This is a genomic window from Streptomyces sp. NPDC002698 (assembly GCF_042888945.1).
Classification (GTDB): Bacteria; Actinomycetota; Actinomycetes; order Streptomycetales; family Streptomycetaceae; genus Streptomyces.
On record NZ_JBIAQM010000004.1, the window covers coordinates 281788 to 299412 of the forward strand.

Sequence of the window (17625 nt, forward strand, 5' to 3'; positions counted from 1 at the left end):
CCCCTGGGACGCCCTCCGGCGTCCCAGGGGGCCGTTTTTTCCTCTGTGGGCACCGACGCCGTGAAGCCCCGCGGGCCACGGGCGTCCTCAAGATCCACAGAGAGGGCGTGGGTGCCCGCTGGACGGCCTCGCGGCGGTCTCCGGCACCCGAACCTCCGGTGCGCGCCGAGGACGCCCGTGGTGGCCGTCTCGCGGGCTCCGCGCACCCCCGTCGTCTCCGTCGGCCGGTCGGCCCGCTTTGGTCTAGACCGCAGCGCCGTGACTGCTACCGTCGCCCCGACGACGCGGGACCGAGAGGGGACAGAAGTGGCGTACGGCGGCAGACGGCGGCAGCGGGCGTTCATCGGGTCGTTCACGTCGGCGGGAGGCCTCGGTGTCCTCACGGCGGCCGTGGACCCGGACACCGGGGCGCTGACCGTGCTGAGCGCCGTCGACGACGTACCCGACCCTTCGTATCTCGCGTTCGCGCCCGCGCACGACGTCCTGTACGCGGTCAGCGAGACCGCCGAGGGCGCGGTGGCCGCCTTCCGGGCGCACGGCGACAAGCCGGAACTGACCGGTCCGCCGACCCGGACCGGCGGCAGCGGCCCCACCCACCTCAGTGTCTTCGACGGACACGTCCTGACCGCGGACTACGGCTCGGGCAGCGTCAGCGCGGTACCCGTCCGCTCCGGCGGCGGACTGGCGCCCACCGCTTCCAGCGTGCTGCGGCACACCGGTTCCGGTCCGCACACGCAGCGACAGCAGGGAGCGCACGCCCACCACGTGCAGCCCGACCCCACCGGCCGCTGGGCGGTCAGCGTGGACCTCGGCACGGACTCGGTCCGGGTGTGCGCCCTCGACGGCGGAACGCTCACCCTGCACCGCGAGATCTCCCTGCGCCCCGGCTCCGGGCCGCGCCACCTCGCTTTCCATCCGCGGGGCGAGCACGCGTACGTCCTCAACGAACTCGCTCCGACCGTCACCGTCTGCCGCTGGGACGCCGCGGAGGGCTCGCTGCGGCCCGTCGGCGAGACGCCGCTCCTCTCCGGCGTTCCGGACGGCGACGCGTACCCCTCGGGCATCGTCGTCTCGCCCGACGGCCGCTTCGTCTGGGCCGCCGTCCGCGGGCGGGACAGTGTCTCCGTGCTCGGCGTCGACGCGGGGGGCGAGGGGCTCACGCTCGTCGCCGAGGTGCCCTGCGGCGGCGTCTGGCCCCGTGCGCTGGCCCTCGACTCCTCGGGGCGCTTCCTCTACGCGGCCAACGAGCGCTCCGGCGACGTGACCTGGTTCACCGTCGAACCGGACACCGGCGTTCCGCGCCGCGGTGGCTCCGTCCGGGCCCCCGCCGCGTCCTGTGTGATCTTCGGCTGACCAGGCCGGCCGCTGCCGGCCCGGGCACCCTCCGGGGCGCGCCCGGCCGGCCCGGCCCGTGCCCCGGAGGGGCTGCCGGGTACGCCCCGCGCCAACGGGAAAGGGCCCCTCCTGATTCAGGAGCGGGCCCTTTCGATGTGCGGGCGGTACGGGTGGTGCGGGTGTGCGGCGGCCGACTAGAAGGCCGGCGCTCCCTGGGTCTGCGGCGGCGCGATGCCCAGCGCCGAGGTGTACTGGGAGAGCGCGAGCTTGCCGATCGCCGGGTACGGGCCGAGGGCCTCGGCGGCGCTGCAGCCGGCCTCCTTGGCGGCCGCGTCGAGCAGACCCGCGTCGAGCTCCGGACCGATCAGGTACGGGGCGAGCGCGAGCTGCTGCGAACCGGAGCCGCGCAGCTGCTCGGCGATGGCCGCGATGGAGCCCTCTTCGTCGAGCGCCGCCGCCATGACCGGCACGGCGAGCCGCGCGGCGAGCAGCATGCCGGTGATCCCGGCCGCCTGCACCGCGTCCTCGCCGCCGACGGTGGCGAGCACGATGCCGTCCGCGGCGGTCGCCACGGTGAACAGCCGGGCGCGGTCGGCGCGGGCCAGACCGGCCTCGGAGAGGCGCACGTGCAGCGCCTCGGCGAGCAGCGGGTGCGGACCGAGGACATCGGTCAGCTCGGCCGCGACACGGCTTTCCATGACCGCCTGGCGGATCCGGCGCAGCAGGGCGCCGTCAGGACCGGCGAGCAGCGGCACCACGATGCCGACGGGGCTGTCGGGCGCGGAGACGTCGGAACCGGCGGCGCGGGCCTGCTCGAAGCGCGCGGTGCGCTCCTCGGCGGCGTGGGTCAGCACGGACTGCAGCGTGGGGAACTCGTCGTTCCCGTCCAGGTAACCGATGCGGGCATCGAGGCCGGGGAGCTCGGAGCGGGCGATGCTCACGACCTCCTCGGCGAGGCTGCGCGTGGCGGCGCTGGGGGTGCCCGGCACCGCGAGGACGAGCGCGGGCGCGCCCTCAGGAGCCGCCAGGGGTTCCGGACGGCGGTGCCGCCCGGCTTGGCGGGGTCGCGGCATTCGTACTGGCAGGCCGGACGCGGGCCCAGTGGGGGAGCTCATGGCGCCGCATGTTACTGGTTTCTCGGGTTCCCCTGTTCGGGGAGGGTGCAGGTGAGCGGTATCCGTCCGCTTTTGTCTGATGAGTTACGTACGAGTCGGAAGTGATCGGTAGGCGTCGGCTTGTCGGTCCTATGGAGAGTTCGAGCCATAGATTTCCCCGTACGGCTTTTCGGTCACCACGTACAACATGCGGTCGTCCGGGGGCAGTGCGAGCCGGTCGTCCGCCAGGTCGGCCGCGATCCGCAGCGCGCCGTCGAGCGGGTCGCCCATGGCCGGTACGCGCCAGGCGTGCGGCAGCCGTACGCCCAATTCCTCGGTCAGGGGGCCGAGGATCGCGGCACCCGCGTTGAACACGCCCCCGGTGAGCGCGAGATGGGGCTCACCGTCGGCGGGGCACACCGCGGCGGCCGACTCGGCCATGTGCCGCGCGGCGGTCTGCAGGATGCGCGAGGACACGGGATCGCGCCCGCAGAGGTCGGCCACCTCGGGGGCGAAGGAGGCGAGCACGGCGGCCCGGTCGGTGCGCGGATACAGCAGACCGGGCAGTTCCGGCATCGGCCCGAACATCTCCTCGGCCCGTGCCAGCAGCGGGGCCGAACCGTCCGGGCGGCCGTCGAAGGCGCGCAGAGCCGCCTCCAGGCCCGCGCGGCCGATCCACGCGCCGCCGCCGCAGTCGCCGAGCAGATGTCCCCACCCGTCTGCCCTGCGCCACGACGTGAGATCGGTGCCGACCGCGATCATTCCGGTGCCCGCCGCGATCACGACACCCGTCCGGACGCCCAGGGCGCCCGTGTACGCGGTCACGGCGTCGGCGGCCAGGGCGAGCCGCCGTACTCCCAGTTCACGCGCCAGGGCGGCCGGGAGCTCGTCCCGCAGTTCGTCGCCGAGCGTGGCCAGGCCGGCCGCGCCGACGGCGACGGCCCCGAGCCGTTCGGCGCCCGCTTCGGCCATCAACCGCCGCGCCATCGGCAGCAGTTGCTCCAGCAGATGGCCGGCCGAGATCCCGCGGGGCCCGGTACGGACCGGCTCCCTCGAGGTCAGCGGGGCGGCGAGCGGGGCCGGGTGAGGGTGCGCGGGGGCTCCTCGGCGTACCGGAGAGCGGTCATCGCCCGGCACCGCGTGCGCGGCGAGAGCCACGCGCAGTCCCGAGCCTCCGGAGTCCACGGCCAGCACCACGGCAGGGCCCGGCCCGCCCCGCCGCCCGCCGTGCACTCCGTCGGATGTCACGGCAGGCGCCAGTCCACCGGCTCCGCTCCTTGCCTCGCCAGCAGGTCGTTGGCGCGGCTGAAGGGGCGCGAACCGAAGAAGCCGCCGTCGGCCGACCTGGGGGAGGGGTGCGCGGACTCGACCGCCGGAAGACTGCCGAGCAGGGGGCGCAGATTGCGCGCGGGGCGACCCCACAGGATCGACACCAGCGGCCGGCCGCGGGCGGCCAGTGCCCGGATCGCCTGTTCCGTGACGTCCTCCCAGCCCTTGCCCTGGTGCACGGCGGACCTGCGGGGTGCCGTGGTGAGCGTCTTGTTGAGCAACAGCACGCCCTGCTTCGTCCAGGGGGTGAGGTCACCGGTGGACGGCTCGGGCGCCCCGAGGTCGTTCTTCAGCTCGGTGAAGATGTTGATCAGGCTGGGCGGCAGCGGACGTACGTCCGGGGCCACCGAGAACGACAGGCCGACCGCGTGTCCCGGGGTCGGATAGGGGTCCTGCCCGACGATGAGGACGCGTACCTCGTCGAAGGGCTGCTGGAAGGCCCGGAGGACATTCGCCCCGGACGGTACGTAGGTGCGTCCCGCGGCTATCTCCGCGCGCAGGAAGTCGCCCATCTGGGCGATCCGTCCGGCGACGGGTTCGAGGGCTTTCGCCCAGCCCGGTTCGACGATCTCATGCAACGGTCGTGGTGCCACGGGCGTCACCCTACTGCCGTACACATGGCCGAGATCAAACTGGTGGCCGTTCCGCGTCCGGGGATGACCGATTCGTTGCCGAATCGGTCATCCCCGGGCACAAGACGCCTGCCGCCGAAGGCCGTTGGAGTCCCCGGGCGACCACGCTCAGGCCATGACCGCCGCGCGGACGCAGAGGACGTCCGGGAGATGCGAGGCGAGCTGCCGCCAGCTGTCGCCGTCGTCCGCGGACGCGTACACCTCGCCGTTGCGGTTGCCGAAGTACACGCCCGCCGGGTCCGCGTCGTCCGTGCACAGCGCGTCGCGCAGCACCGTGCCGTAGTGGTCCTCGGAAGGGAGTCCCGCGGTCAGCGGCTCCCAGGTCCTGCCGGCGTCGTCCGTACGGAAGACCCGGCACCGACGGTCGGCCGGGACCCGGTCCGCGTCGGCGTTGATCGGGAAGACGTAGGCCGTGTCCCCGCGGTGCGGATGCGCCGCCACCGCGAATCCGAAGGTGGACGGCAGGTCCGCGCCGATGTCGGTCCACTGCCCGGCCCCGTCGTCGCTGCGGTACACCCCCCAGTGGTTCTGGAGATAGAGCCGGTCCGGGTTCGCCGCGTCGCGCGCGACCTTGTGCACGCACTGGCCGAACTCGGGGTTCGGATCCGGCAGGAACACGGCGGAGACACCGGAGTTGGCGGGTTCCCAGCTCGCGCCGCCGTCGGCGGTGCGGAAGACCCCGGCCGTGGACACGGCCACCGTCACGGCCCGCGCGTCGCGTTCGTCGGTGAGGATGGTGTGCAGCCCCTCGCCGCCACCTCCGGGGACCCACTTCGAGCGGGTGGGGTGCTCCCACAGGGGGCGGACGAGTTCGAAGGACTCGCCCCGGTCCTCCGAGCGGTACAGCGCGGCCGGTTCCGTCCCCGCGTACACGACGCCCGGTTCGGCGGCCGCCGGATGCAACTGCCACACCCGCTCCAGCGAGGCGCCCGTCTCCTTGGGGAACTTGACCGCGGGGCGCTCGGGTTCGGTCCACGTACGGCCCAGGTCGTCGGAGTGGAACACGGACGGGCCCCAGTGGGCGCTGTCCCCGCCGACCAGCAGCCGCGGCCTCCCGCCCCGCGAGTCGATCGCGACCGAGTACACGGCCTGCGCGTTGAAGTACGGACTCTCGTCGAACTCCCAGGCGCCGTCGCGCCGTCGCCCGATGAAGAGACCCTTGCGGGTGCCTACCGTGAGCAGTACGTCGGCCATGACCGGCCACCTCCGCGACGTCGGTGTCTGCGCTATCGGCCAGTCTGCACCCCGGCACCGACAGTCACCCTTCGGCCTGGCGTTTTCGCAGGTCGGACGTGCCGTGTCGGCGGACGGCAAGGGTGCGCGGTGCTGCTCTCCGGGCCGCTCGCGGGGAAGTCCCCCGGCCGCCGGCACGCCGTGCCGTCGCCCGCGGGCTCCCGTGCCCGACGAGCCGGCGGGCACGGGGAGTGAGCATCGCGCGGAGCGCGCGCGTATGGGAGGGGGATGTGGTGTGTCCGTGCGGTCGTGAGGAGGATGCCCTTGATGGCGGCGTTCCGTGGTCCGAGGGTCTGGCTGTGGCGGTGGCGGCGCAACCCGCTGCGGCGGCGAAGCGATGTCCTGGAGGCCTGGATCATGCTCGCCGCCTGGGTGTTCACGGTGCTCGGCGGTGTGGTCTCGGGCCTGGTGACCGTCGACGCCGTGGAGAACAGCCTCGCGCGGGACCGCGCCGAGTCGCGCACCGTCCCCGCTCGGCTCGTCGAGGACGCGCCGGACGCGGGCACGAACGGGCTCACCGGTCGCGTCGTGTGGACGAAGGTCCGCTGGACGGCGCCGGACGGCACCCTTCGCTCCGGCCAGGTACGGGTCGCGGCGGGCACGTCGGCGGACACCCCGGTCCTGGTGTGGACCGATCCCGACGGGCGCCTCGTCAACCAGCCCACCACGGGGGAGGTGGCCCGGCTGCGGGCCTGGCTGATCGGCGTCTTCGCGGGCGCGGGCGTGGCGGGCGTCCCCTTCGCCGCCGGCCGTCTTCTCGGCGGCCGCCTGGAACGCCGGCGCATGGACCGATGGGACGAGGAGTGGGACCGGATCGGACCGCTGTGGGGCCGGATGACGAGCTGAGCCGGCGTCGGCTCGGGCCGCTCGCCCGCGTCACGCCCCGGCACCCCTGCCCCTCGGCCGCGACCGCGACCGGCGACTGTGGTCCGAGCGCGACCCCGCCTCTCTGCCGCAGGCACCCGGGCCGCGGCTTCGTCGCCCTCGGCGGGCCGTGCCGGCTCCGCTGCCACGGATCCCCGGCGTCGGCCGCTTCACCCTCGGCACCCCGTGCCGACACCACCCCGCGGATCCCCGGGCCCGCGGATCCCCGGGCCCGCGGATCTCCGGGTCCGCGGTCTCGTCACGCGGCCTCCAGCGCCGTTCGGCAGGCCCGCAGGAGCAGTTCGTCATCGAGCACGTCGTGGCTGCCGTGACCGCCGGAGCGGGCCCGGTGCCGCCGGGGCGAGGCCAGTTCCGTACGGACAAGGTCGTGGACGGGCACGCCCGCGACGCCCATCCGGACGAGGCACGCGGCGATGCTGCCCCGGGTGTAAGGGTTTTGGCGCCAGGCTTCACGGAAAACCGGCAGGACCGGTTCCGGATCTCCGGCGATGTCCCACAGGGCGCAGGCGGCGGCCGTCCGCTCCCACACTCCGGCGGAGTCCGTCAGACGGCGCAGTCCGGGGAGCGCGGGCGCGGCCGCCGCCCCCGTACGGCCGAGAGCCTCGGCCGCCGCCCGGCGGCTCCCCGGGTCCCGCTCCGGGGCCAGCGCCCCGAGCAGCACCGGAAGGACGGTCTCCGCGTCCCCCTCCACGGACCGGAGCGCGTCGGCCGCCGCCACGGCGTTCTCGCCCGTCAGCAGGTCCCGCAGCGCCGGTACGGCCTCACGCGCCCGCGGACCGAACGCGCCGAGCGTCCTGGCCAGCGCCTTCACCAGAGCGTCCCGGAGCCGCAGTTCGCGTGGTGTGCCGTGCAGCAGCCGCAGCACTTCCGGTACGGCCGCGGCGTACCGCAGTGTGCCGAGACCGTGGAGCAGCGGCGCGGCGCGGTCGTAGGTGTCCGGGGAGTCGAGCGGGACCTCGGCCAGCCGCTCGCGCAGCAGCGGAGCAAGGGGCGCCGCAGCCGGGCCCAGATGTCCGATCGTGTCACCTGTCTCGTTCGGCACGACCGGGTGGCGCAGCACCTCGGCGAGGGCCGGCACCGCTCGCCCGTCCCCGCAGCGGGCGAGGGCTTTCAGGGGGCGGTCCAGCGTCGCCGTGCTTCGCGTCCGGGAGTCCGTGCCCGACTCCACGAGGGCGGCGAGCCGGTCGGCCGCCGGAGCCGCCAGAGTGAACAGGAACTCCAGGACGGACACCGCGGCGCAGCGCAACCGCTCCTCGTCCGAACCGAGTTGCTCTCCGATCAGCGCGACCGGCTCCTCGTACGCGGCCCGCCATTCACGGAACAGCCCCGCCGACATCCACACGGCGTTGCACCGGTCGGCCGTGTTCCGGCTGCTCAACTGTCCCTCGAGGAGGGCGATCCGGTCCGTGGTGCGGGCGCCGAGCGCCTTGTGGAGCGTCCGGAGGAGCTGAGCGCCCTCCTCGTCCGCGGGGCGCATACGGCGCAGACTGCCGATGAGGGTGTCGGTGGACGTCCGGACGGGCTCCGCGGTCGGCCGGATCCGCTGTGACCTGGTGTGGAGCAGTGCGACGACGGTGGGGACGAGGTCGGCGGGCAGCCGGTCGGGGGCGCACGAGGCGAGCTGTCCGAGCGCCGCGAGCCGCAGTCCCGGGTCGTGCGGCGAGCCGCACAGCGACACCAGACAGCCCACCGCGGCGGCCGTGGAACCGCTGTGCAGCCGGGCGAGGAGCCCCAGGCTCTCGACCAGTGCCAGCCGGACACCGTCCTCCTGTTCGTCCCGCAGCCGCTCGCTCAACAGGCCCAGGACGTGCGGCGGTTCGTCGTGGAAGCGTACGAGCGCCGACGGCGCGGCGCGGCGCACCTCCGGGTCCGCGTCCGTGACGAGGCCGAGGAAGACAGAGGCACCCGCCCGGACCGCCGCCTGCGCCATCGCGTAATTGTCGTTCTCGGGGTCCTCCGCGTCCTGTCCGCCTCCGGCCCCGTCGTCGCCGCCCCCGAAGGCGTCCCCGGGGACCTCCCCGTCGTCCGATCCCCCGATGCTGGCGAGCAGCTCCACGATTCCGCCCCGGTCGGGAAGCCCGGGGTGTCCGGCGAGCGCGAAGAGGAAGGGGATGGACGCGAGCGTCGAGTCGTACACATCGCCCTGGTGGTGCACGGCTCCGTACATCCCGTCGAGCGCGGTCTCCCGGTCCTGGGGGAGCGGCGAGGCGAGTCCCCGCAGCAGCTCCGGCACGTCCGCGGCGCTTCCGTAGGCATGCTCCATCGAGGCCCAGTCGACCTCGTCGATCCCCCTGAACACGGTGTCCTCCCCAGGCGTACGGCCATTGATCGTGAGTGTGCACCACGGCACTGACAGTGACGCCCGGGAGCCGTCCCGTCGATGGCGTCGGTCCGGCCAACTACGGAGTGAACGGCCGTTTTCCGACGGTCGCCTGGTCGCGCGGTGTGGACTGGGTGCGGACTACAGGGGGCGGCCGGAACCGGCCGAGGACGCCGCCAGGGGCGGTTCGGGGGGCCGCGGGGCCGGGTGCGCCGGGCGCCGGGAGGCGAACCGGGGCAGGGCCGGCGGGGCGAGGAAGCCCTCCGCGCGGGCCGCCGCGATGCCGATACGGGGAAGGTCGGCACTCTTCTCGAACAGGAGATAGCGGGGCTCCCAGACCGGCCGGTACTTGGCGTTGGCCCGGTAGAGCGATTCGAGCTGCCACCAGCGCGAGAGGAACGTCAGCACCGAACACCACAGCCGCAGCACGGGTCCCGCGCCCAGCCGGGTGCCGCGTTCGAAGACGGACCGGAACATCGCGAAGTTCAGGGAGATCCGCTCGACGCCGAACTCCTCGGCACGTAGCAGCAGTTCGATCACCATGAACTCCATGAGCCCGTTGTCGGAGTTCCGGTCGCGGCGCATCAGGTCCAGTGAGAGCCCCCGCTCGCCCCACGGCACGAAGCTCAGCACGGCCCGGGGCTCGCCTTCGCTGTCCTGGCACTCCAGCATCAGGCACCGTCCGTCGGCGGGGTCTCCCAATCGGCCGAGCGCCATGGAGAAGCCGCGTTCGGCGGACCCGTCACGCCACTGGTCCGCCTTGTCGGTCACAGCGGCCATCTCGGCTTCGGGGATGTCCTCGTGCCGTCGTACGCGGACCGTGTGACCGGCGCGCCGGATCCGCTTGTGCGCCTGTCGGACGCCCCGCATGGCGCGTCCCTCCAGGGTGAAGTCGGACCGGTCCACGATGGCTTCGTCGCCGAGCTCCAGGGCGTCCAGGCCGTGCCGGGCGTAGACGGTCCCGGCCTCCTCGCCGGCGCCCATCACGGCGGGTGTCCACGCGTGCCGCCGTGCCTCCCGCAGCCACGCCTCGATCGCGCCGGGCCAGGCCTCCGGGTCGCCGATGGGGTCGCCGGAGGCGAGAGTCACGCCGCCGCCGACGCCGTACGCGATGGCCGCCTTGCCGCTCGGGGACCAGATGACGGCCTTGTCGCGGCGCAGCGCGAAGTAGCCGAGCGAGTCGCGTTCCCCGTGCCGGGCCAGCAGGGCTCGCAGCCTGGTCTCGTCCTCCTCGCCGAGGAGTTCGAGACCGCGCGGCGAACGGAAGCACGCGTAGAGCACCAGCAGGAACGTGGCGGCCACCAAGGCGTTGACGAGGATGTCGACCCAGCGGGGGGCGACGACGCTGTCGAACCGGTCGGCGAGCGGGCCGACGCTGATGCCACGCAGCAGGGTGTACGCGATCCGGTCGCCCAGCGGTGTTCCCGTGACGCGGTTGGTGGCGCTGACGAGCAGGGTGCCGAGGGTGGCGCTGACGAGCAGACCGCCCGCGCCGACGGCCAGCGCGAGACGCGGATTCGAGCGGTCCCCGACGGCCTGGAACTCCTTGCGCCCCAGGAGGAGGGCGAGGACGAACAGGGCGGTGAGCAGGGCCGAGATCCAGTTGAAGACGTGCTGTCGGTAGCGCTCCTGGGTCAGCGCCACGGCGTAGAGCGCCAGGAGCGGTCCGGCGAGCAGCAGGTTGAAGATCCAGGCGGCTCGTTTGCGGCGCCGCATCACGAGCGCGAGAAACAGGGCCAGCGCCGCCGAGATCAGCCCGGCGGTGGCCAGATAGGGCGTGAAGAACTCGCCTCCGTTGTGTTCGTGCACCTCTTCGCGGAAGGGCAGTGAGACCACGGCGACGATGTTGAGGACGGCGAGCAGTCGCAGGTACCAGACCGTGAACGCGGCGGCTCGTGGCCGGATTCCTTCCCCTGCTCGTCCGGGCCGGGCCCCGCGGCGCGGGCTCGCGTTCCGCTGTTCCGGGATGAGCGCTGACTGTTGTACGGACACCGTGGAGCATCACCTTGGGGAGAGGCCGGGAGAACCGGTGGGGACAGAGGCCGGGACACTACATCTTGTAGGGAAGAGAGAGGTCGTGGCCAGTCGGAGACGGGGTGAAGAGGTAAGGAGGTGTTGAGAATGCGGGGAGCGGGTTCGCGCCGGGCCTGCCCGGCGGACGTCGTTCCGCGCCGACGGCGGGCACGGTCCGGCCGCGGACGCGGAACGACGGACTCCGGCCGTGGGCGCAGAACGACGTCCGTCGGCCGTGGACGCGGAACGGCGGACTCCGGCCGTGGGCGAGGAACGGCACCGGCGGGCCGCGGCTCGGTCTTGACGGCGGTCGAGCCGGTGTCGGCGGGGAAGAGTTCGGTCTCGGCAGGGGAACCGGTCTCGGCGGGGAGAGTTGGTTCGGCGGAGGAGAACTGGTGCCGGCGGAGGAGGGCCGGCGCCGGGGCGTGAGCTGGCGTGGGCAGGGGTGAGCCGGGTGTCCATGGCGCTCGTCCCTCTCGACGGCGCCCGTCGCGGTTTCCTCAGCGGTGGTGCGAGACGCCCCGGTCGCCGCCGGAAGTTCCGAACGGTCCGTCCGGACGCGGCTTTCCGTCGTCGCGGTGCGGGCGGTCGCGCGTGGTCGCCCGCCACAGGAGGTCACCGAGCGCCGCGCCCGCCGAGACCAGGGCCGCGATCACCCCGGCCATGGTCAGTCCGTCGCCGAGGTGCGGGCGGCCGTGCAGGGCGTGCACGTCGAAGCCGCACAGGTGGTAGACGCCCAGCGCGGCGATCCCGAGGCTCGGCACGAGCAGTGCCAGCACGGACGCCGGCCCGCGTGCCGCGCGCCCGGTGTCGCGGTCCTTCACGGGCTCCCCCTGCCGTACGACGCTCACCGCCGGGACCCTACAGTACGTAGGGTCTCGCTGTCCTGGCCGTGCTTCCACGGTGCTGCGGCGACTACCCCGGACGACGGCCGCCATGCGGGGCAGGGGCGCCGGGACCGCGTGATCCGGATCACGGGTGCGCCACCCGTCCCGCGCCCGCGGATTTCCGTACCCGTTCATGACGTCCGGGCCCCGGATGCGAGGATGAGGCCGTCATGACTGCCGGGTGGTGTACGCGCGTGCTGCGGGCCGTGATGTTCGCGGCCGTCTGTGTGGTGCTCGCCGCCCTCGGTCACGTGATGATGTCCGGCTCCCCGGTGGCCTGGTGGGCGCTGGCGGGCGCGGGAACGGGGACGGCCGGAGCGGGCTGGTGCCTGGCCGGCCGTGAGCGCGGGCTTCCGTTCGTCGTGTCCGTCGTGGTGCTCGCCCAGGGCGCCCTCCACGGCGCGTTCTCGATGGCCCAGTCCCTCGCGTTCGCCGCGGACGCGGGTACGGGCTCGGGTGCCGGACCGGCTCGATCCGGCAGGGGCGCCATGGACGCCATGGACGGCATGTCGATGGACGCCATGGGCTCGATGGACATGAGCTCGATGGACGTCATGGGTATCGGGTCCATGGGCATGGGCTCCATGGGTTCCCTGAACACGGATGCCGGGACCATGGGTTCAGGGGCCATGACGCATCTGTTCCCCTGGGGAGCCGACGCGGGCTCGCCCTCGTCGTTCGGCATGTTCGCCGCCCACCTGCTCGCGGCGCTGCTGTGCGGCCTCTGGCTCGCGCACGGTGAGCGCGCCGCGTTCCGTGTCCTGCGGGCGGTGGCCGGCCGACTGGCCGCGCCCCTGCGGCTGTTGCTCGCCCTTCCGGTGCCGCCGTACAGGCCGACGCTCCGGGTGCGCCGACGCTCGTCGGACCGCGTCCCGCGCCTTCTCCTTCTCGTTCACGCGATCACTTCCCGGGGTCCGCCGGTGGGGACCGCTGTCGCCTGAGACAGCCCGCTCCCCGAAGCGCCACCTGTGCGCTTCGGGCACCGGTCGTACCTCCTGTACGGCCGCACCCCACCACCGGACCCATGGGCCTCGCGCCCGTCCGGATCACGGATGACCCGAGAAGGACACCTGGTGATCACTCCTGCCCTGCCTGTTTCCCGCCCCGGACACGAGAGGCGGAACGAAGTCGGCCGAGCGGTGTCGGCCGACGAGTCGGCGACCGCCTGGGCACTGGCCGCCCGCGCCGGTGACCCGGTCGCCGTCGAGCGCTTCGTCCGCGCGCTGCACCGCGATGTCGTGCGCTATGTCGCCCATCTGTCCGCCGATCCACAGGCCGCCGAAGACCTCGCCCAGGACACGTTCCTGCGGGCGCTGGGCAGTCTGCACCGGTTCGAGGGGCGCTCGTCGGCGCGGACCTGGCTGCTGTCCATCGCCCGCCGGGCGGTGATCGACAGCCTGCGGTATGCCGCCGTCCGGCCGCGGTCGACCGGCGCCGCGGACTGGCAGACCGCGGTGGAGCACGCGCAGCCGACCGGCCTGCCGGGCTTCGACGACGGCGTCGCCCTGCTCGAACTCCTGGCCGCGCTTCCGGGCGAGCGGCGCGAGGCGTTCGTCCTCACCCAGATGATGGGTCTGCCCTACGCGGACGCCGCCCTGGTCAGCGGCTGTCCTGTGGGAACGGTCCGCTCCCGCGTGGCACGTGCCCGCGCGACCCTGATCGCGCTGCTCGCCGAAGCGGAGGCGGAGGTGACGGCCGAGGGGGCGGCCGGCAGGGCCGTGCCGAGCGCCGCCTGACCGGGCGGGGGAGGGGTCCGGCCTTCGGTACGGGCGGTGGCGCGGCACGGCGACCACCCTCGACGAAGGCCGTACCCCGCCCCCACCGTCTCCGCACCGGACCCCGCCCCGCCGTTTTTGTGCCGGACGGCGCCTACACGGACCGGTGGTACTGATCGGGCACGTGGACCTCGGCCCCGAGTTCGCGTGCCGCGAGCCGGGCGAAGGACGGGTTGCGCAGCAACTCCCTTCCCAGCAGCACCGCGTCGGCCTCCCCGTTGGCGACGATCTTCTCGGCCTGCTCCACCCCGGTGATGAGACCGACGGCGGCGACGGCCAGCGGGGTCTCCCTCTTCACCCGTGCGGCGAACGGGACTTGATAGCCGGGTCCGACGGGAATGCGCACGCCGGAGGCGTTCCCTCCCGTGGAGACGTCGAGCAGGTCCACACCGTGCTCGTGCAGTTCGGCGGCGAAGCGGACGGTGTCGTCCGCGCTCCAGCCCGCGTCCTCCAGCCAGTCGGTCGCGGAGACGCGGAAGAAGAGCGGCTTGTCCTGCGGCCAGATCTCCCGTACGGCGTCGACGACTTCGAGGGCGAACCGGGTGCGGTTCTCGTACGAGCCGCCGTACGCGTCGGTGCGGTGGTTGGAGTGCGGGGAGAGGAACTCGTTGATGAGGTAGCCGTGGGCGCCGTGGATCTCGACGATCTCGAAGCCGGCCGCCAGGGCGCGGCGTGCCGCCTCGGCGAACTGGCCCACGATCTCCCGGATCCCGTCGACCGTCAGCTCGTCGGGAACCGGGTGCCTCTCGTCGAACGCGACCGCGCTGGGGGCGAGCGCCCGCCAGCCGTAGGCGTCCGGGCCGACGGGGGCGCCGCCCTTCCAGGGGCGGTCGGTCGAGGCCTTGCGGCCGCCGTGGCCGAGCTGCACGGCCGGCACCGTTCCCTGCGCGGAGAGGAAGCGCGTGATGCGACGGAAGGCCTCGACCTGGGTGTCGTTCCAGATGCCCAGGTCGTACGGGGAGATCCGGCCCTCGGGCGAGACGGCGGTCGCCTCGACGATGACCAGCCCCGTCCCTCCGGTGGCGCGGGCCGCGTAGTGGGCGAAGTGCCAGTCGTGCGGGGCGCCCGCCGAGGGGCCCTCGGGCGCGGCCGAGTACTGGCACATCGGGGGCATCCACACCCGGTTGGGGATGGTGACTTCGCGCAGGACGCAGGGCTCGAAGAGAGCGCTCACGACCGACTCCATTCGTGGCGGGACCGGTGTATGCCTCGTACGATAAGCCTCGTAGTACGGCGAGTGTCAAACTACGACGCCTCTCGTACAATGGCGGTGTCGGGTGAAGTCGCCGGACGATGCCGAAGGTGACGGGGCGAAGACCGAGGTCCCCGGACGAAGTGGAGCCGCCGTGACGACCGCCGCCACCGCCCCGAGCGGCCGTGATCTGCCGCATCCCGCACGTGAGGAGATCCGGCTGGAGTCGGTGCTGCACGCGCTGTCCGACCCCATGCGGCTCCGGATCGTCCGTGAGCTCGCCGCCGAAGGCCGTGAACTCTCCTGCTCGGACTTCGTCCTGCCGGTCACCAAGTCCACGACGACGCACCACTTCCGGGTGCTCCGTGAGAGCGGGGTCGTCCGTCAGGTCTACCGCGGGACGGCGAAGCTCAACGGCCTGCGGACGGACGACCTCGACGCACTCTTCCCCGGACTCCTCGGCCGTGTCCTGGAAGCCGCCGCACGACAGGCCGCGCGCCCGGCGCCGTGACGCCTCGCGGAGCCCGCCTCCGATGCCCTCGCGGCGCCGCTTCCGGCACCTCACGGAGCCGCTTCCGGGGCTTCCGGGTTCCGGGCAACAAGAAAGGGCAAGGGGGAAATCCATCCCTTGCCACTCTCAACTTATAGCGCACCGGGGGGCTTGCGGCAAGGCCCCCGTCGTCCCGCAGAATCACTGGCCGAAGCCAGGACCTGCGGAAAGTTGACATGAGCCCTCTGACCACCGGCGCGTTCCGCCTTCCCGACCGGCTCTCCGCCAAGGCGGACCCGGCACTGATCGCCGCGGACGAGCGGCACTTCGCGGCCGTCGCGGAAAGTCTCGACCGCGCGATCGCCGAACTGTCCGACCGCCTCGACGCCGAGCGCAGGGCGCCCGGCGGCCTCGGCCGCGAGGCGATGGAACGAGACCTGGAGATCCACCGGCTGACCGGCCGGCTCCGCGCGCTGCGCCGCTTCGGGCTCGACCTGTGCCTCGGCCACATCGTCGCCGCGGACGGCTCCGGACCCCTGTACATCGGACGTCTCGGCCTCACCGACAGCGAGGGCCGCCGGCTGCTCACCGACTGGCGCTCTCCCGCCGCCGAGCCGTTCTTCGCCGCGACCCACGCCCGGCCGATGGGCCTGACGAGCCGACGCAGGTACCGCTGGACCGGCGGCCGGATCAGTGACTACTGGGACGAGGTGTTCACCGCCGACGGGCTGGAGCGGCACGCCGCGCTCGACGACCAGTCCGCCTTCATCGCCGGCCTCGGCGGCAGCCGGTCGGCGCGGATGAGGGACGTGCTCGCCACCATCCAGGCCGACCAGGACGCCGTCATCCGCGCGGGATCGCGCGGCGCTCTCGTCGTCGACGGCGGTCCGGGCACGGGCAAGACGGTCGTCGCACTGCACCGTTCCGCCTACCTCCTCTACTCCGACCCCCGGCTCGGCCACCGACGCGGCGGCGTGCTGTTCGTCGGTCCGCACCAGCCCTATCTGGCCTACGTCGCCGACGTGCTGCCCAGCCTCGGAGAAGAGGGCGTACAGACCTGCACCCTGCGCGACCTCGTCGCCGAGGGGCCCGGAGCGACGGTCGAGTCCGACCCGGACGTGGCCCTCCTGAAGTCGTCCGCGGACATGGTGAAGGCGATCGAGACGGCCGTCAGGTTCTACGAGGAGCCGCCTGCCCGGGGGATGACGGTCACGACCCCGTGGGCCGACGTCCGGCTGAGCGCCGACGACTGGGCCGAGGCGTTCGAGGCGGCGGAACCGGGCACTCCGCACAACGAGGCGCGCGACCAGGTCCGGGAGGCGCTGCTCGCGATCCTGACGGACAAGCACGACGACGGCGTTCCGCCCGAACTGCTGCGCAGGTCGCTGCTGCACGACCAGGAACTCGTCGGCACCCTCGACCGCGCGTGGCCACTGCTCGACGCGGCCGACCTGGTCGCGGACCTGTGGTCCGTACCCGCCTACCTGCGGTTGTGCGCCCCGTGGCTCGGCCCCGACGACGTCCGCAGACTCCAGCGTCCCGACGCCCAGGCCTGGACGGTGTCCGACCTGCCCGTCCTGGACGCGGCACGGCAGCGGCTCGGCGACCCGGAGACGTCCCTGCGAAGGCGCCGCCACGAGGCTTCCATGGCCGCGGAACGCGAGCGCATGTCAGGCGTCATCGACAACGTGCTCGCCGCCGACGACGACGGCGAGGGCGCGGTCACGATGCTGCGCGGACAGGACCTGCGGGACAGTCTGGTCGACGAGGGCGGACTGCCCGTCGCCGAACCGGACCTGCTCGCCGGGCCGTTCGCGCACATCGTCGTCGACGAGGCCCAGGAACTGACCGACGCGGAATGGCAGATGCTGCTCCTGCGCTGCCCTTCCCGGAGTTTCACCATCGTCGGGGACCGCGCCCAGGCCAGGCACGGTTTCGCCGAGTCCTGGCAGGAACGGCTCGGGCGGGTCGGACTCGACCGGATCGACGTGGCCTCGCTGACCATCAACTACCGGACGCCGGAAGAGGTCATGACGGAGGCCGAGTCCGTCATCCGGACCGCGCTGCCGGACGCCAACGTGCCCACCTCCGTGCGCAGTTCCGGCATCCCCGTGGTCCACGGCTCCGTCGCGGACCTGGAGTCGGTGCTCGACACCTGGCTGCTCGGACATGCGGAGGGGACCGCCTGCGTCATCGGCGATCCCACGTTCCGGGCGACCTCCCGGATCCGTTCGCTGACACCGGAGTTGTCGAAGGGGCTCGAATTCGATCTGGTCGTCCTCGTCGACCCGGAGAAGTTCGGCACGGGCGTGGAAGGCACGGTCGACCGCTATGTCGCGATGACCCGGGCGACGCAGCGACTCGTCATCCTCACGAGTACCTGAGGCCGACGGACACGTTGCCGACGGACACGCCGCCGACGGACACGCCGCCGACGGGC

General features: G+C 73.3%; 14 protein-coding genes. 6 read left to right on the forward strand and 8 right to left on the reverse strand.

The features are described 5' to 3' along the window. Nucleotides 1-306 precede the first annotated feature (306 nt). Complete coding sequence (locus ACFYW9_RS08355) at nucleotides 307-1353, forward strand: lactonase family protein (RefSeq protein WP_389146743.1); 1047 nt, start codon at nucleotides 307-309, stop codon at nucleotides 1351-1353. 176 nt (nucleotides 1354-1529) lie between these two features. Here the strand turns inward: ACFYW9_RS08355 and ACFYW9_RS08360 are convergent, their stop codons facing one another. The 4 genes from ACFYW9_RS08360 to ACFYW9_RS08375 all read right to left on the reverse strand — a co-directional run bounded on the left by ACFYW9_RS08360 (nucleotide 1530) and on the right by ACFYW9_RS08375 (nucleotide 5584). Next, the gene (locus ACFYW9_RS08360) at nucleotides 1530-2450 is read right to left on the reverse strand and encodes a sirohydrochlorin chelatase (RefSeq protein WP_389146384.1); all 921 of its coding nucleotides are present in this window, start codon (nucleotides 2448-2450) and stop codon (nucleotides 1530-1532) included. A 129-nt stretch (nucleotides 2451-2579) separates the two neighbouring features. Further along, nucleotides 2580-3677, reverse strand: a complete 1098-nt coding sequence (locus ACFYW9_RS08365) for an N-acetylglucosamine kinase (RefSeq protein ID WP_389146387.1) — start codon at nucleotides 3675-3677, stop codon at nucleotides 2580-2582. Then, nucleotides 3674-4351 carry a uracil-DNA glycosylase gene (locus ACFYW9_RS08370; protein ID WP_389146390.1) on the reverse strand — a complete coding sequence of 226 codons (678 nt, stop codon included), beginning with the start codon at nucleotides 4349-4351 and terminating at the stop codon, nucleotides 3674-3676. Before ACFYW9_RS08370 ends, ACFYW9_RS08365 begins: the two co-directional genes overlap by 4 nt. Before the next feature lie 147 nt (nucleotides 4352-4498). After that, nucleotides 4499-5584, reverse strand: coding sequence for a WD40/YVTN/BNR-like repeat-containing protein (locus ACFYW9_RS08375; protein ID WP_389146394.1), 1086 nt, complete (start codon nucleotides 5582-5584; stop codon nucleotides 4499-4501). Nucleotides 5585-5890: 306 nt separating this feature from the next. Here ACFYW9_RS08375 and ACFYW9_RS08380 point away from each other — a divergent pair, with 306 nt between their 5' ends. Then, a complete protein-coding gene (locus tag ACFYW9_RS08380; RefSeq protein ID WP_389146397.1) occupies nucleotides 5891-6469 on the forward strand; it encodes a hypothetical protein in 579 nt (192 codons plus the stop codon). A 277-nt stretch (nucleotides 6470-6746) separates the two neighbouring features. Here the strand turns inward: ACFYW9_RS08380 and ACFYW9_RS08385 are convergent, their stop codons facing one another. From ACFYW9_RS08385 to ACFYW9_RS08395, 3 genes are all read right to left on the reverse strand, one after another. Further along, nucleotides 6747-8807 (reverse strand): HEAT repeat domain-containing protein, encoded by a 2061-nt coding sequence (locus tag ACFYW9_RS08385; protein WP_389146400.1) that lies wholly within the window; start codon nucleotides 8805-8807, stop codon nucleotides 6747-6749. Nucleotides 8808-8969: 162 nt separating this feature from the next. Beyond that, complete coding sequence (locus ACFYW9_RS08390) at nucleotides 8970-10820, reverse strand: phosphatidylglycerol lysyltransferase domain-containing protein (RefSeq protein WP_389146403.1); 1851 nt, start codon at nucleotides 10818-10820, stop codon at nucleotides 8970-8972. 521 nt (nucleotides 10821-11341) lie between these two features. Continuing rightward, nucleotides 11342-11692 carry a hypothetical protein gene (locus ACFYW9_RS08395; RefSeq protein WP_389146406.1) on the reverse strand — a complete coding sequence of 117 codons (351 nt, stop codon included), beginning with the start codon at nucleotides 11690-11692 and terminating at the stop codon, nucleotides 11342-11344. 206 nt (nucleotides 11693-11898) lie between these two features. Between ACFYW9_RS08395 and ACFYW9_RS08400 the strand changes: the two genes are divergently transcribed. Both ACFYW9_RS08400 and ACFYW9_RS08405 read left to right on the forward strand, forming a co-directional pair. Beyond that, a complete protein-coding gene (locus ACFYW9_RS08400) occupies nucleotides 11899-12669 on the forward strand; it encodes a hypothetical protein (protein WP_389146409.1) in 771 nt (256 codons plus the stop codon). A 132-nt stretch (nucleotides 12670-12801) separates the two neighbouring features. Then, on the forward strand, nucleotides 12802-13464 hold the full coding sequence (locus tag ACFYW9_RS08405) for a sigma-70 family RNA polymerase sigma factor (RefSeq protein WP_389146412.1): 663 nt from the start codon (nucleotides 12802-12804) through the stop codon (nucleotides 13462-13464). Nucleotides 13465-13597: 133 nt separating this feature from the next. On the opposite strand, the gene ACFYW9_RS08410 is transcribed toward ACFYW9_RS08405, so the two are convergent. Then, nucleotides 13598-14677 (reverse strand): NADH:flavin oxidoreductase/NADH oxidase, encoded by a 1080-nt coding sequence (locus ACFYW9_RS08410; RefSeq protein ID WP_351862688.1) that lies wholly within the window; start codon nucleotides 14675-14677, stop codon nucleotides 13598-13600. 172 nt (nucleotides 14678-14849) lie between these two features. Between ACFYW9_RS08410 and ACFYW9_RS08415 the strand changes: the two genes are divergently transcribed. Then, a complete protein-coding gene (locus tag ACFYW9_RS08415; RefSeq protein ID WP_351862689.1) occupies nucleotides 14850-15206 on the forward strand; it encodes a helix-turn-helix domain-containing protein in 357 nt (118 codons plus the stop codon). Nucleotides 15207-15421: 215 nt separating this feature from the next. Continuing rightward, complete coding sequence (gene helR, locus ACFYW9_RS08420) at nucleotides 15422-17569, forward strand: RNA polymerase recycling motor ATPase HelR (protein ID WP_389146416.1); 2148 nt, start codon at nucleotides 15422-15424, stop codon at nucleotides 17567-17569. The last annotated feature ends 56 nt before the right edge of the window (nucleotides 17570-17625 follow it).